At 61.2% G+C, this 14018-nt stretch carries 14 protein-coding genes; 9 read left to right on the forward strand and 5 right to left on the reverse strand.

What is annotated here, in order from left to right; all coding sequences use genetic code 11:
- Positions 1 to 25: 25 nt before the first annotated feature.
- Complete coding sequence (locus HALAL_RS0110005) at positions 26 to 934, reverse strand: glycosyltransferase family 2 protein (RefSeq protein ID WP_029767708.1); 909 nt, start codon at positions 932 to 934, stop codon at positions 26 to 28.
- Positions 924 to 1943: a sulfotransferase family protein gene (locus HALAL_RS0110010; RefSeq protein ID WP_025273881.1), complete on the reverse strand. Its 1020-nt coding sequence runs from the start codon at positions 1941 to 1943 to the stop codon at positions 924 to 926. The genes HALAL_RS0110005 and HALAL_RS0110010 overlap by 11 nt, the downstream gene beginning before the upstream one ends.
- 145 nt (positions 1944 to 2088) lie before the next feature.
- Between HALAL_RS0110010 and HALAL_RS0110015 the strand changes: the two genes are divergently transcribed.
- On the forward strand, positions 2089 to 2874 hold the full coding sequence (locus HALAL_RS0110015) for a WecB/TagA/CpsF family glycosyltransferase (RefSeq protein ID WP_025273882.1): 786 nt from the start codon (positions 2089 to 2091) through the stop codon (positions 2872 to 2874).
- Positions 2875 to 2914: 40 nt separating this feature from the next.
- Here the strand turns inward: HALAL_RS0110015 and HALAL_RS0110020 are convergent, their stop codons facing one another.
- Positions 2915 to 3496 (reverse strand): DNA-3-methyladenine glycosylase, encoded by a 582-nt coding sequence (locus tag HALAL_RS0110020; protein WP_025273883.1) that lies wholly within the window; start codon positions 3494 to 3496, stop codon positions 2915 to 2917.
- The gene (locus HALAL_RS0110025) at positions 3484 to 4038 is read right to left on the reverse strand and encodes a DUF3515 family protein (protein WP_025273884.1); all 555 of its coding nucleotides are present in this window, start codon (positions 4036 to 4038) and stop codon (positions 3484 to 3486) included. The genes HALAL_RS0110020 and HALAL_RS0110025 overlap by 13 nt, the downstream gene beginning before the upstream one ends.
- A gap of 244 nt (positions 4039 to 4282) precedes the next feature.
- Here HALAL_RS0110025 and HALAL_RS0110030 point away from each other — a divergent pair, with 244 nt between their 5' ends.
- The gene (locus HALAL_RS0110030; RefSeq protein WP_025273885.1) at positions 4283 to 5233 is read left to right on the forward strand and encodes a thiamine-phosphate kinase; all 951 of its coding nucleotides are present in this window, start codon (positions 4283 to 4285) and stop codon (positions 5231 to 5233) included.
- 188 nt (positions 5234 to 5421) lie between these two features.
- Here the strand turns inward: HALAL_RS0110030 and rpmB are convergent, their stop codons facing one another.
- Positions 5422 to 5613: a 50S ribosomal protein L28 gene (gene rpmB / locus HALAL_RS0110035; protein WP_025273886.1), complete on the reverse strand. Its 192-nt coding sequence runs from the start codon at positions 5611 to 5613 to the stop codon at positions 5422 to 5424.
- 333 nt (positions 5614 to 5946) lie between these two features.
- Between rpmB and HALAL_RS0110040 the strand changes: the two genes are divergently transcribed.
- From HALAL_RS0110040 to HALAL_RS0110070, 7 genes are all read left to right on the forward strand, one after another.
- Positions 5947 to 7320: a hypothetical protein gene (locus tag HALAL_RS0110040; RefSeq protein WP_025273887.1), complete on the forward strand. Its 1374-nt coding sequence runs from the start codon at positions 5947 to 5949 to the stop codon at positions 7318 to 7320.
- A 79-nt stretch (positions 7321 to 7399) separates the two neighbouring features.
- A complete protein-coding gene (locus tag HALAL_RS0110045) occupies positions 7400 to 9007 on the forward strand; it encodes a DAK2 domain-containing protein (RefSeq protein WP_156937693.1) in 1608 nt (535 codons plus the stop codon).
- 49 nt (positions 9008 to 9056) lie between these two features.
- Positions 9057 to 11219 carry an ATP-dependent DNA helicase RecG gene (locus tag HALAL_RS0110050; RefSeq protein WP_025273889.1) on the forward strand — a complete coding sequence of 721 codons (2163 nt, stop codon included), beginning with the start codon at positions 9057 to 9059 and terminating at the stop codon, positions 11217 to 11219.
- 55 nt (positions 11220 to 11274) lie between these two features.
- Positions 11275 to 11835, forward strand: coding sequence for a 16S rRNA (guanine(966)-N(2))-methyltransferase RsmD (gene rsmD, locus HALAL_RS0110055; RefSeq protein ID WP_025273890.1), 561 nt, complete (start codon positions 11275 to 11277; stop codon positions 11833 to 11835).
- A complete protein-coding gene (coaD, locus tag HALAL_RS0110060) occupies positions 11832 to 12323 on the forward strand; it encodes a pantetheine-phosphate adenylyltransferase (RefSeq protein ID WP_025273891.1) in 492 nt (163 codons plus the stop codon). The genes rsmD and coaD overlap by 4 nt, the downstream gene beginning before the upstream one ends.
- 366 nt (positions 12324 to 12689) lie before the next feature.
- Positions 12690 to 13199, forward strand: a complete 510-nt coding sequence (locus tag HALAL_RS0110065) for an SPFH domain-containing protein (protein WP_025273892.1) — start codon at positions 12690 to 12692, stop codon at positions 13197 to 13199.
- Positions 13200 to 13359: 160 nt separating this feature from the next.
- Positions 13360 to 13920, forward strand: a complete 561-nt coding sequence (locus HALAL_RS0110070) for a YceD family protein (protein WP_025273893.1) — start codon at positions 13360 to 13362, stop codon at positions 13918 to 13920.
- Positions 13921 to 14018 lie beyond the last annotated feature (98 nt).

Consider the following 14018-nt stretch of genomic DNA (forward strand, 5'->3'; position numbering starts at 1 on the left):
ACAGCCTGCCTGAATCGGCGTGGCGTTAAATGCCTTTGCCGCGCTTGTGTAGAGAAGCCATCACCCCTGGAATGGTGACCACTCCGGTCGTGGCGGCCAGAGCTATCGCCGCACGCGGTTCCCTCGGGTAATAGCGAGTCGCCCGAGTCGCCCATTTGAGAGCGGTTTTACGGTCGCCGATGGCGGCGTGCCAACAGGCCAGCTGTCCGTAAACTCGAGCGGCTCCTTCGGGGCAGCCGTGAATTTCAGGGTGGCGATCCAGTATCCATTTCAACGACGAGATTTTGGTGTCCCATCGGGTTTCAAAGTGTGAACCCGCCCAGTTGACGAGAACATAGGCCGAGTCGACATGGCTGATCGTGCGGCGGCGAGCGGCGCGCAACAATATGTCCCAATCCTCGTTCTGACTTCCGGGAGCGTCTTCTGCGATCAGACCAAGGCCGTTGAGAAGGGACGAGCGGCGAAACAGGAATGTGGACGAATGCAGCATCATCATGCGTGAACGCAGCAGGTCGGCATGGCTGATCGCATTATGGCCCGCCAGCCGCACATTACGTTTTCCTTTATACGCCACTTCGATTGCGGTGGTACACATTTCCGCGCTGGTGCCCAAGGCCGCCACCTGTGCGGTCAACTTTCCGGGCAGCCATTCGTCATCGTCGTCGAGGAAGGCGACCACATCGGTATCGAGTGACATGATTCCGCTGTTGCGCGCTCCCGCCAGGCCGGGAGTCCGCTCGTTCTTGATGACCGTCACCGGTCGATCACCGTCACGGCCGAGGGAATGGTCCGGCTTGGCGCGGTCGTAGACCACGATCGTCTCCAACCGCCCGGGGTAGAACTGCTCCAGAACCGACTGCAGCGCTTCCCTAACCTGCTGAGGTCTATTGTGAGTGGGAATCACGACTCCCACCGATGGCCAGTTACTCCCCACTGGGGACCTCCTTCGTCGTCTGGGGTTCATTGGCATTGTCGTCAGGGCGCAGATAGCCGTAGCGGCCCAGCAAGGGTCGGGTCAGGGTGGACACGACTCGCTTGGTGCGGGGAGTCAGATCGGTAGCCCACATTTTGTCCGTCTGAATGGGGATGCGCCCCACCGTGAAACGCATCGGGTTTCCGGCGGCGGAATGACTTGGCCCCAGGTCGGCCCAGCCGTCGCCGATGAAATTAAGGTCGTCTTCGGATATGTCGAGCCCACAGAATCGAGCCAGCGAACGCATGACGTGCCGAGGGCGTTCGATGATGCGTTCGTAGCGCACCCGACGTACCGGGGTGCCACGACGCCGTAGAAGACTGAAGGCGGCGTTCTGCGCGTTCCACAACATGGCGGCCTTGGTGGGGGAGTAGGTGGTCATCGTCTCTCCCGAGGGAGATTCCGGACGGGTCACCCGTTTGGTCCACGAATAGGCCACCCCACGGGAATCGCGTACGACATGCAATACACGCAGATCGATGTTGGGGGACCAGCGCAGGCAATAGGCGAGGGAGGCGTGTTTCGACGAATCGACGATGACCTGAGAACCGGTGTCGGCCGCCGCCGCTTGATAGACGCGTTCGAAGTACGAGTTGTACTCCGACACCAAATCAAACTGGTCGGTCCCCAGTTTCTTTCCGGCCAACGCGGGAATGTGGCGGGTTCTATCGACAGTGGACTTCAGCGCCGTCAGCCGTTCGACGTCGACATTGTCCCAGCCCCCGAAGGCTTCGTGACCAATCCGTTGCCAGAACTCACAATGCGAAAACGTCGCCCCGCAAGCGCAGGTCTCGTCCGCGACGACGTCGCGCTCCCACAGGTGAGTGATTTCCCCCAGTGGCATGACGCCGGGAACTTGACCGAGCAGACGCTCGAGAAGAGTGGTCCCGCTTCGTCCCAGACCGCCGATGAATACGAGCTTGACCGCGTCCTCATTTGGCGAATTCGTTTCCGAGATCTTAACGCCCACTGCAGGAACCCTTCTGTCTGATATTCCACCGTCATAAAGCTGTCGGGTTTTGTCTGCCTGACTAACGAGTGAGTACCCCGGTTAGGACACGCCCTAGCGCAAAATTTCCCTGAAAACCACGATCGTGCCGATAGCGTGAACAGTTATGGCAAGAGCGTTGAGCACCACCGTATCCCTGGGTAGCCTCCAGATCGATCGAATCACCGTGGCACAAGCCGTCACGACGGTGGAAGAAAAACTACAGGCCGGTCAGGGCGGACATATCGCCACTCCCAACGTCGACATCGTCGCGCAATGCCGTCGCGACCCGGGCCTCGCCCGACTGATCAACGACTGTGAACTCGTCACCTGTGACGGCGCGCCCCTCCTGTGGGCGTCACGCCTCGCCGGTACCCCGCTCCCCGAACGCGTCGCCGGATCCGATCTGGTGTGGGAACTGGCCCAACGTGCCTCCGACCGCGGCTGGAAACTCGCACTTCTAGGCGGGACGCCCGATCCCACCGCGCTACCCACCCAACGCGCCGGTGACGTCCTCGAACGCCGCTACCCGGGCCTCAAAGTCGTGGGGCGATGGTGCCCGCCTCTCGGGTTCGACAAGGACCAGTCGCAATGGGAGGCACTCGTCCGCCGCTTGAGTGAAACACAGCCCGACGTCGTCTATGTCGGCTTGGGGTTTCCCAAACAGGAATCCGTGATTGCCAACCTCCGCGCCCACGCCCCGCGAACCTGGTTCCTGGGATGCGGAGCCAGTATCGACTTCATCGCCGGTTACCGGCAACGGGCTCCCCACTGGATGCGGCGGTACGGCCTGGAATGGTTGCACCGCATGATGTCGGAACCACGCCGACTGGCACGGCGCTACCTGATCAACGACGCACCGATCGCCTTGACCCTCATGGGACGTGCCGTGCGAACCCGGTGGACGAAATGACGCCGCGAGCAGAAACGGCGTTAAGCACGTGGCGGTTGTGTCACCGCGCTCGCGGATTGCGCCGATAGGAAGAGACGAAGGAGCTGCCGGTAATCCAGAATCGCCGCGGTACGTCGGCGGCGTGACGGACGCCGACCCGTGGCCCGCTGGAAATATCGGGGCGTGTGGCGTCCAGGTCGTGGAATACGCGTCCGATCATGTCGGTTCCGTCGTCACGTTTCGTCCAGCCCATGGTTTTCGCCAGGCGTGCCGGTCCTCGAGCCAGGTCGCGTTCGGTGGATTTGCCGCGTCGAGTGTGGGCGTGGGAGCTGCCGTGCAGCACTTCGGCGGCCCGCAGGAGCACCCCGGCGCCTTCGTTCACGTCATTGGTGACGAGGTTGCCGCAGTGGTGCATTCCGTAGGTGAAATAGACGTAGAGGTGGCCCGGAGGCCCGAACATGGTGGAGTTGGCGCGAGTCGGGCCGCGATGTGCGTGGGACGCCGGGTCGTTCCAGCGGTAGGCCTCTACCTCCACGATGCGGAGGGTGACGTCGTTGGCGACGACAACGCAGCCGAGGAGCTCGGGAGCCACTTCGACCGCGTCCCGTGCGAAAAAGTCGCGTCGTACCTCTACGCGGTGCATCCGGAGGGTGCTTCGTCGGCAGTCGGGACGTATTCGGCGATGGAGGGGGAGAGTTCGTTGAGTGCGTCGACGCCCTGCTCGTATTCCTCGGGGACGTCGACCGCGACGGTGATTTCTCGGTCGACGGAGATGAATTCGGTGCCGCCCTCGGCCTCTCGATCGATCCAGCACACGTCGTTGATCACGTACACCTCTTCGGTGTCGTCCACTTCGGGGTCGGCGTCGCCACACATCGCGGTAATGGCCGGGTCTCCGTAGGCGAGGGTGTACTCGTTGATGTTCTCACCGCCGGTGACCTGGCGTTTATCCAATTCAGCGAGGCTGTCGGGAACGCTGGCGGTCAATGCCAAACACAAGGTCAGGGTATCTTCGTCGAGGTCGCGCGGCTCCAGCTCGACCGGCTCCAGAGTCTGCTGCCCCGAATCGGAACCGCCGTCGTCCAGGGTGCTCTGCAAGAAGCTGTAGGCACCGAAACCGGCCAGAGCGGCCAGGGGCAAGGCCACTGCGGTAGCGATGATGCCGGGATTGTTGAACTTACCCATCTGTCCCCCAAAGAGCTAAACTGTGGCATAGACGTCATGCCTGGTCGATCGCGAAGGCCACCCTAGTATGGTCCCTCGTCGAACTGTACTGAAACCGATACTCGGGCGTTCCGGCGGTTGGTCGTCATTGACACTCAACTAACATGTCGGGCAGCTCGACCGGTGTACGGCACGATGGTGCGTGACGGGCACGGACGGGCCTACGACGGAATGGACGACATGACCGGGAATCGAGGACTGGCGAGTGGGCGATACAGCCGCAGAGTACGGAGAGTTTCGACTGATCGACAGGATTTCCCGGAGTCTGTCCACCAACAGGCGGGTCGTGCTCGGGCCCGGCGATGACGCGGCCGTGTTGGCCACCCGTGACCGTCAGGTGGTGGCCTGTACCGACATGTTGATCGAGGGGCGTCATTTCCGCTGTGACTGGTCATCGGGTGACGATGTCGGCCACCGCGCGGCGGCGGCGAACATGGCTGACATCGCCGCGATGGGAGGTCGTCCAACGGGTCTGTTGACCGCGGTGAGCGTACCTGCGGATACGGATGTGGATTGGCTGGTGGCCTTGGCAGAAGGATTGTCGTCCGAAGCCGAGGTGACCGGAGCGGCGGTCATCGGCGGAGATACGACTCGCGGCGAGCAGCTCACCATTGCGGTAACGGCGCTGGGAGACATGGAGGGATGTCGGCCGGTTCGGCGTTCCGGGGCACAGCCGGGTGACGTTCTCGCCTATGTTGGGCGTTTGGGTTGGGCTGCAGCGGGGTTGACGGTACTGGCCCGTGGATTTCGTTCTCCGGGAGCGCTGGTCGGGGCGTACCGACGTCCTCAGCCGCCGTATGCTTCCGGCCCCATTGCCGCGACCATGGGGGCAACGGCCATGATCGACGTATCGGACGGTCTGCTCGCCGATGTCGGACATATCGCAGAAGAGTCGGCGGTTGCCATCGATGTCGACGGTGATCGGCTGGACGTGCCCGAATCGATGTATCGAGCCGGTGAGGCCTTGGGAGTCGATCCACGGCAATGGGTCTTGAGTGGAGGCGACGATCATGCCTTGGTCGCCACGTTTCCACCCGATGTCATATTGCCGGCGGACTGGATTCCCTGTGGCCGAGTGGCGGAAGGACACGGGGTGACCGTCGATGGGCAGAGCCCGACCGGGGCGACCGGCTGGGATCACTTCGGGCCCAATTAGGGTCGTTGGCGTTCTCCCCGCGGAATCGGACATGAAAAAACCGGCAGTCGCGACTGCCGGTTTTTAAAGCTCGTGTTTTTACCTAGGTCCCTGTCACGGTAGCGCCAATCGGCCGCTGCAGAACGTCCCGGCCACGGCTCGGGCAATTCCCCTGACAGGCCCCGCATCGAGCGTTGCTCGATGCAAAACTAACGAGTGGCCTTGTTGGCCTTCAAGCATGAGGTGCAGACTTTGGCGCGCCGCTTGTTGTCACCGGAGCCGGTGGCGATACGCACTGTCTGCAGGTTCGGGTTCCAACGCCGCTTGGTCTTCTTGTGGGACCACGGGACGTTGTTGCCGAAGGCTGGGCTCTTGCCACAGACTTCACATACGCTCGACATAATCCAAACTCCTGCGTTGACTTGATCAATGTAATTCCACGGACGCGGCTGAAACGTTCCACGTTCACGAGGATGCCGACGCCTACGGTGAACGCAGGCAACCTGGCAATACTATCCGATGATACGGGCCGGGCCGAATCCCGGGGACGCCGTCTGTGTCACAAGCGACTAAGACCGCACCGCAAGTGGTGCGACCGTCGTGCCTCCGTTCGAGATTTCATACGTGACCGGCACGGCATTCAACCTGACTCCGCAAGTGTAGAACTTGCCTCGATACCGTATCCTAAGCACATATAGATTTTGTGCCGACTCCCATAATTTTGGTGAACGAACATGAGCAACCCCCAGCAGCCACCTGCTGACGGCTGGCAGCCGCCCAATGAAGTCAATCCCAGCCAGCCGGTGTACCGCCCTGAAGAGGAACCACCGGACTGGAACGGAGAGGGACAGAACGGCGCAGCCGACGCGGGTGCCACGATGAAGTATCAGCCGCAGAACCCGCACCAGCCACCGAACCCGGCCGACGGTGATGCCACGATGAAGTACCAGGTTCCGGGGCAGTTCGATCAGCAGGCTCCCGCCGCGCCCCCCGGCGTCCCCGTTTCACCGTTCGGCGCTAGCCCACAGCAAGCTCCTCAGCCCGGTATGCAGCAACAGCAGCCGTCTCCGCCTCCGCAGCAGCCTATGCCCGGGCAACAACAGATGCCCCCTGGTCAGGTGCCCCCTGGCCAGATGCCGCCGGATCAGAACGGTATGGGTCAGCAGGTTCCACAGCAACCGATGCCGGGGCAGACTCAACAGGGCATCGACCCGATGGGGCGTCCGGTATCCAGCGTTCCCGCTTCAGCTCCCCCTGGAATGATTCCGGTGTCGAGCGTGCCGACGTCGGCACCCGGAGGGCAGGCCAATCAACAATGGGCTCAGCAGCAGCAACAGCAGCAACAGCCCGGAAATCAACTGGCGCCGGTCTCATCGGCGCCCGGTAGCGGTGGAGGCGCCTGGGAAGCTCCTCAGATCGAACGGCGTGGGCGTAAGAAGAAGCCTAAGGTCAAGCCGCCTAAACAGAAGAACAAGCCGAGTTCTTCCAAAGAATCCAAGGCCTCGATGTGGATACTCCTCGTCGGTGTCGTCGTCGTAGTGGCCGGTTTGGCCGGGGGCGCCGTGCTCCTGTTCAATCCGGCTGCGACCGATGACACCGGGGGTGGAAGCATCGATGATTCTAAGAATAATGGCAGTGATGAAACCCCCGCCGAGCCGGCGCTGGAAGCGGTGTCGTCGGGTAGCACGGATCTGAAGTTCATCATCGATGCGAATCACGGGTGGCAAGAAACCGATGAGTTGCCGGAAGGCTTTGCCGACGGCACGGGAATTGAACATCCTGAATCCGAAGTTGGTGGATTCGTCGGCACTCTGGACGCCACTGGGGTCGATTACGACGATGACCTAAAAGATGTCGAGGGTGAATTCGCCGCCCTGGTTGCCGGTAGTCTGAGCGACGACTCCACCGGAGACGTGACCGGTGAAAGCTACCGTGTCGACGGCCGTTTGGCTCGCTTCTTGGAATACGAGGTCGGCGACATTGTCGTTTATGCGGCCCTTATAGAGACAAGCAGTGGTGACGTCGACGTGTTCGCCGCTTACGGTGACGAGGACAACGCTGACATTGCAGAGGCGATGCGGGGTTCCTTGCTGTACGGCGAGCTCTAACCCGATACCTCCCCGGCGGTCACGGCCGATACGGCCGCTTGGTTCGCCGGGGAGATTTCGCGGAGTATCCTGGGGAGTCGTGGTTGACTTCCCAGTGAATTCCGGCAGAAGTGACAGTAACGGCATCGTCATCGACGCCGCCGTACTGCATCGATGGGGTCAGACGGCCCTAGAACTCCTCATGCGCCATCAAAACGACATAGACGAGCTGAACGTGTTTCCGGTGGCGGATTCCGATACGGCCACCAACATGTACACCACTCTGAAGAGCGCGACCGAGGAATGCGACGAGGCGGACTCCGTTCCGCTCCTACTCGATCGCCTCGCCGCTCGGGCACTGGTTTCCGCGCGGGGAAATTCGGGTGTCATTCTCGCGCAAATGATCGCGGGCCTCGCCGACACTTGGATCGACGAGACCGTCAACGCCCATCAATTTGCTCTAGGCTTGCGCAACGCGGCCGACAGCGCCGTAGCCGCCGTCGCTCAGCCGACGGCGGGAACCATCCTCACCGTGGCCGAGACCGCTGCCACGGCAGCACGTAAAGCCGCGTCGCTGGGATTGATGTCAGCGGTGCGGGCCGCCGCCGAAACAGCCGCCGAGGCAGTGGAAGCGACGACCAATCAGCTCCCGGCTCTGGCGCGTGCCGGGGTAGTGGATTCGGGCGGCTTGGCCTTCACCTTCATCCTGGAGGCCCTGGTGGAAAGCCTGGGAGGTTCGAATCCCACCGGTGCGGGAGACCTCCTGCACGACCGGCGACGGGCCAAACCGACCCCGGTGGAACCCGTAGTGCGGGAGAGCGGTTCGGGCGGCTTCGAATACGAGATCCAATACCTTCTGGACGGGCGCCCAGAACGAATCGAGGACCTGAGAGCCCGCCTCGGGGAATTGGGCGACTCGGTCGTCATCATCGGTTCCCGAGCCTCCAGCGGAGACACCCGAACGCCGACATTCAACGTGCACGTGCACGCCAATGACGTGGGAGCGGCAATCGAAGCGGGAATCGAACGCGGTCACGTCCGTCGGATTTCCGTGACGCGATTCGACGACGCCCTGGTTCCGGCGGCACGGCGGGATCGGGCCACCATCACCATCACTTCAGAAACCGAGTTGACGGGATTCCTGGAGCGGCACGGCAGTTTGGTTTCGGACGGGGGTTCGGCCGAGGAGGTTCTGGCCACCATTCACAACAGCGGTGGCTCTGAGATCATTATGTTCGTCGACGACTCACGAAGTCATGAGGCGATACGTCAGGCCGTGGCGATCGCACGATCGGAAGGCTACCGCATCGCGGTCGTCCCGACCGGATCGGTGATGCAGTCGATCGCCGCGCTCGCCGTCGCCGACCCTGACAGCGGCTTCGACGACGACGTCATCGCCCGAACGGAGACCGCCACCGGCTGCACCGGCATCCGCCTCGCCTTGGAACAGGATGAATACGTTTTGACGGGGGACGATGGAACCGAAAGCTCGGGTTCTGACGCTTGTGCGATGGTGACCGATACCTTGGACCGCCTGGCGCGGTCGGGCGCCGAACTGTTCACCGTTATCTCCGCCGAGCGAGACACCAGGGCCGCCGAACTTGTCAGGGACGTCAGGCATCATATGGACAATCACTGGGCCGACCGGGAGATCCAGTGGCTGCAATCCGACCGACTGTCCGCCGTTCTCCTCGTAGGAGCGGATTGACCTCCTCCGCAGGTTGACACTACGGTCTCCTCCGCTGAAAGGACAAGACATGGACGTCACCTTCGACTCGCCATTGAGGGACATCCTGGGTGCACGAAGCGCAAACGCCCTGTACCAGGGGCTGGAGATGGAAACGGTTGGCGACCTGCTCGGACATTACCCGTTCCGATATTTTCAGCGTGGCGACCATACCGACCTGACCGGACTTGTCATCGGAGAACAGGTGACGGTGCTGGCTCAAGTCAAGGCGGTCATGCGGAAACAAATGCGCCCCAAAAACAGCGGCTCCGGGGCACGGTCAGGCCGCCGAGGCAGCATCTTGGAAGTCGTCGTATCCGACTCCCACGGCAATACCCTGACATTGACTTTTTTCAACCAACCGTGGCGGGCGAAGGAATTGGAAATCGGAAAATGGGGGCTCTTCGCCGGCGAAGTGAGCAGTTTCCGCGGCCGTCTCCAATTGGCGGCACCCGAGGCACACATGCTCAAGGACCCAGACGACACGACCGAGGTGGACGAATTCGCCGGTGCTCTCATTCCCGTGTATTCCACCACGGCGAAGGTGCCCACCTGGATCATCGGAAACAGTGTCCGCATCGCTTTGGACCGCACCACTTTCCCCGCCGATCCCTTGCCGACCGACGTACGATCGGAACGTCGCTTGGCCGACCTCCCCACCGCTATTCGCGGCATACATCGGCCCAGAAGTTTCGCCGACGTCGGATACGCCAAAAAACGATTGAAATGGCAAGAGGCCTTCATCCTGGAAACGGCCCTACTACAGCGGAAACACCAGGACGACTCGCAGACTCGAACGCGTCCCCCCGTCGAGCGTGGCCTACTGGAGAAGTTCGATTCGCAGTTGCCCTTCACCCTCACCGCCGGGCAGAGCGACATCGGCACAGCCGTCTCCCACGACCTCGGCTCCACTCGCCCCATGCACCGCCTTCTACAAGGCGACGTGGGATCGGGAAAAACACTTGTGGCCCTACGGGCGATGCTGCAGGTCGCCGACAGTGGCGGCCAGTCCGCTCTCTTGGCTCCCACCGAGGTACTGGCGGCGCAACACTACCGTTCACTACAAGAGATGCTGCGGGAACAGATCGAGTCAGGAGACATCACCATAACCTTGATCACCGGCTCCACCGGGGCGGCGGAACGCCGTGAGGCCGAAAACGCCGTCGCCGACGGTTCCGCTGCGATCGTCATCGGAACACACGCGTTGATATACGACGGTGTCGACTTCCACGATCTCGGACTGGTCGTCGTCGACGAACAGCACCGATTCGGAGTCGAACAGCGCGACGCGCTGCGTTCGAAATCCGATGACCCGCCACACACCCTGGTCATGACCGCTACCCCGATTCCGCGCACGGTCGCGATGACCGTGTACGGGGATCTCGACACATCGCGCTTGACGGAACTTCCGGCCGGGCGCTCGCCGATTTCCACTCATGTGGTTCCGGAATCCGACCCCAGGTGGGTCGGCCGCATGTGGGAGAGAATGGTTGAGGAGGTGCGTCAGGGTCGCCAGGGTTATGTCGTCTGCCCACGTGTCGGAGACCGGGCCGAGAGTGACCCCGAGGACGAGGACGATCCGAACGCCCCGAGTTCGGTGGTCGATACCTTTGAGGAATTGCGTCACGGGCCGTTGTCCTCTCTGCGGCTTGGTTTGCTGCACGGGCGTTTGGACCCCGTGGAGAAGAGCCGGGTCATGCGGACCTTTGAGGCCGGCGAGATCGATGTCCTGGTGGCGACGACGGTCATTGAGGTCGGGGTCAATGTTCCCAATGCCACGATGATGGTGATTCGGGACGCCGATCGATTCGGCATCAGCCAACTGCACCAATTGCGTGGCAGAGTAGGTCGAGGGAAGCACGCGGGACTGTGTCTTTTGGCGACCGGCAGCCCGGCCGATTCCGCCGCGCGCGATCGACTGAGTGCGGTGGCGTCGACGACGGACGGCTTTGAACTCGCGGAGTTGGATCTGCGGCAGAGGCACGAAGGAGACGTCCTGGGGCAGAGCCAGTCGGGCAAGAAATCACACGTCAAACTTTTGTCGTTGATGCGAGACACCGACATCATCGAACAGAGCCGGGCGGCGGCCGATAAGCTCGTCTCCGCCGATCCGCATCTGGACAGTGCCCCCACGTTGGCCGCCGCGGTCCGTCGTCTATCGGTACAGCGAGGAGAGTACCTCCAGAAAGGCTGACAGCGGCCACGGTTCCGTAGCACTCAACCGCACGCCGGGAATGGAAAGGAACGGTATGTCACGTATTATCGCCGGTTCGGCCAAGGGGAGGCGTGTGAAGACGCCACCCGGGGACAAGACGCGGCCGACGTCCGACAGGGTGCGTGAAGCCCTGTTCAATTCTCTGGCACCCGGAGGCGATCTCACCGGAATGCGCTTTCTGGATCTGTATGCGGGTTCGGGGGCGATCGGGTTGGAGGCTCTCTCCCGAGGCGCGGAACGGGCGGTTCTGGTGGAGTCGCACGTTCAGACCGTTAAGCTCATCGCGCAGAATGTATCCGATCTCGGTTTCACCGACCGAGCGCGGGTGGAAAAGGCGTCGGTTCCGGCCTACGTCTCCGGTCCCGCGAGTGACAAATTTGACATGGTTTTTGTGGATCCACCCTATGACGTTTCGGACCAGACCATCGCCGACATTCTATACAACCTGGATGAGGGAGGGTGGCTCGCTCCCCAGGCCGATATTGTTGTGGAACGCGCGTCCAAGCGAAGCCAGGTGACCTGGCCGGGTAATTTCATTGGCGGACGGCACCGGCGATACGGAAATACTTCGCTTTGGTACGGTGAATATTCGTGAAACCTCAAGCCCGACGTGCCGTATGCCCCGGTTCCTTCGACCCGGTTACCTACGGCCATCTCGATATCGTAGGACGCAGCGCCGAACTCTATGACGAGGTTTGGATCGCTGTATTCCACAATGCTTCCAAGAGTGGTCTTTTCAGTGTTGAAGAGCGTCTCGAATTGTTGGAGGCCACTACGGCCGACATGCCGAACGTCAAAGTCGCCTCCTTTTCCGGACTGGTCGTCGACTTCTGTCAACAACACGACATTGGAGTGATCGTGAAAGGTGTTCGCGCGGTCTCCGATTTCGACTATGAACTGCAAATGGCCCAGATGAATTACGGACTCGGCGGAATCGAGACGATGTTCATGCCGACTAATCCACTGTATTCCTTCCTGTCGTCTTCGCTGGTCAAAGATGCGGCCAAATGGGGCGGAAAAATCTCCTCGCATGTCCCCGAGCTGGTCGCGCGCAGACTGGAAGAACGTTTTTCCGACTCCTAGGCGCCAGGGGCGAATGGCACTCTCAACGGAGGCTCTTATGCGTTGTCGGCGCGACTTGCGGCGGCGCCAGGGGCGGGCCTCGTCCTGAGCGGAGGGTGGCCGTACGTCTTCCGAACGTCGCTGTAGGCTCGATATAGAAGCCGCGGCGGGATGGTGACGAAAACGCTTCATGTTGGCGGTCAACGGTCCGGGGCCCGGCTCCAGGATAAGCACCGAAGACCGCCATGGAAGATGAGGAACTGTCACATGTCTTGCTGGACTGCGACATTCTGAGTGAATGGACATTACGAGTATTCGCAATTATCGGTCAGAATCGATAAAGTAGGACAGAATATCCCCATGACTGAAAGCGACGGGAGCACACCGGTGGGTCCGCTTGACCGGATAGAAGAGATCATCGCCTATGTAGAGGCGGCTAAGGCTATCCCCATGTCGCGTGGTTGTCGCGTCGACAGGACGGAAATGATAGCCATGTTGGAAGACCTCCAAGCCGAATTGCCCGCTGACATTCGTCGATCCGAAGTCATGCTCAGTGAGCGCGACAAGATCATTAGCGCGGGTGAAAAAGAGGCTGAGCGTATCATCACCGAAGGTGAATCCGAGCACGCTCGTCTTGTTTCCGGGCACGAGATAACGGTTTCCGCCGAGCACGAGGCATCACGGATCATCAGTGAAGCGAGGGAGGAGGCTCAACGCCTCCGCGACGAAGTCGACGAATACGTCGACACCACCCTGGCGAATTTCGAGCAGTTTCTGCAACGCGCGCTGTCAGGTGTCGAACGTGGTCGAGACAAAATGCATGCCCTGCGGGAGATCGGGACTTTCTCACCGCCGGAGCAGGAAGAACAGGACGAGAACCCACTCCCGAACCTCTAGGGTGGTCGCCGTCGTCTTCCGCCTCACGGGTCCGCTGCGAGGGCCACGTACGTCGGTTTGACGTGATACGGCATTGCTGACGACGGTGGATGTGGGCTAAGATTGTTCGTCGGTCCCAAGCCCTTGGATCGAGACCGTGGAAAAGGATGGCTAAGACGTTATGGTCGCAATTTCTCTGGACCCGAGCCAGGGTCTGATCGTTGACACCTCCCCTCTGGAGCGTGCCACCGGTGCTGCTGCGCCGCTGGTCGGAGCCGTCACTCTTCCCGACGACATGGGGCTTGATCTGATCAAGGTCCCGGCGGGCTCGGAATTGAACCTCGACCTCCTGGTGACCGCGGTTACCGAGGGGGTTCTGGTAAGCGGCGAGGTCAGTGCCGATATCGTGGGTGAATGTGCGAGATGTCTCGCACCGATAGAGGACGGTCTGACCGTCCCGATCCAAGAGTTGTACGCTTATGAGGGTTCAACTACAGATCAAACCACAGACGCCGACGAGATTGCTCGTCTCAAAGGTGACCTGCTTGATCTGGAACCCACTGTTCGCGACGCGCTGGTCCTGGAAATGGCCAGTTCACCGGTTTGTCGTGACGATTGTCAGGGACTGTGCAGTGACTGCGGTCAGCCGTGGGCAGAGCTACCCGCCGATCATCACCATGAGAAACTTGATCCCAGGTGGGCGGCTCTTGAGCAACTACGTGGATTGACCCAGGATAAGTAAGTGGCTGTCACAGTCCATTGGCTTGCGGGCGGTGCTTTCACACTGTGCGGTGAGCCGGGCACCTTGTTGTGTGTCATGTAATTGTTATTAATAGATAT

Origin of the sequence: Haloglycomyces albus DSM 45210 (assembly GCF_000527155.1) — a bacterium.
Taxonomy (GTDB): domain Bacteria; phylum Actinomycetota; class Actinomycetes; order Mycobacteriales; family Micromonosporaceae; genus Haloglycomyces; species Haloglycomyces albus.

Coding starts and splice junctions, on each gene's coding strand:
- HALAL_RS0110015 (WP_025273882.1), top strand. CDS start 2,089: ATGGCAAGAGCGTTGAGCACCACCGTATCCCTGGGTAGCCTCCAGATC.
- rpmB (WP_025273886.1), bottom strand. CDS start 5,613: ATGTCGAGCGTATGTGAAGTCTGTGGCAAGAGCCCAGCCTTCGGCAAC.
- HALAL_RS0110070 (WP_025273893.1), top strand. CDS start 13,360: ATGGTCGCAATTTCTCTGGACCCGAGCCAGGGTCTGATCGTTGACACC.
- HALAL_RS0110050 (WP_025273889.1), top strand. CDS start 9,057: ATGGACGTCACCTTCGACTCGCCATTGAGGGACATCCTGGGTGCACGA.
- rsmD (WP_025273890.1), top strand. CDS start 11,275: ATGTCACGTATTATCGCCGGTTCGGCCAAGGGGAGGCGTGTGAAGACG.
- HALAL_RS0110040 (WP_025273887.1), top strand. CDS start 5,947: ATGAGCAACCCCCAGCAGCCACCTGCTGACGGCTGGCAGCCGCCCAAT.
- HALAL_RS0110025 (WP_025273884.1), bottom strand. CDS start 4,038: ATGGGTAAGTTCAACAATCCCGGCATCATCGCTACCGCAGTGGCCTTG.
- HALAL_RS0110020 (WP_025273883.1), bottom strand. CDS start 3,496: ATGCACCGCGTAGAGGTACGACGCGACTTTTTCGCACGGGACGCGGTC.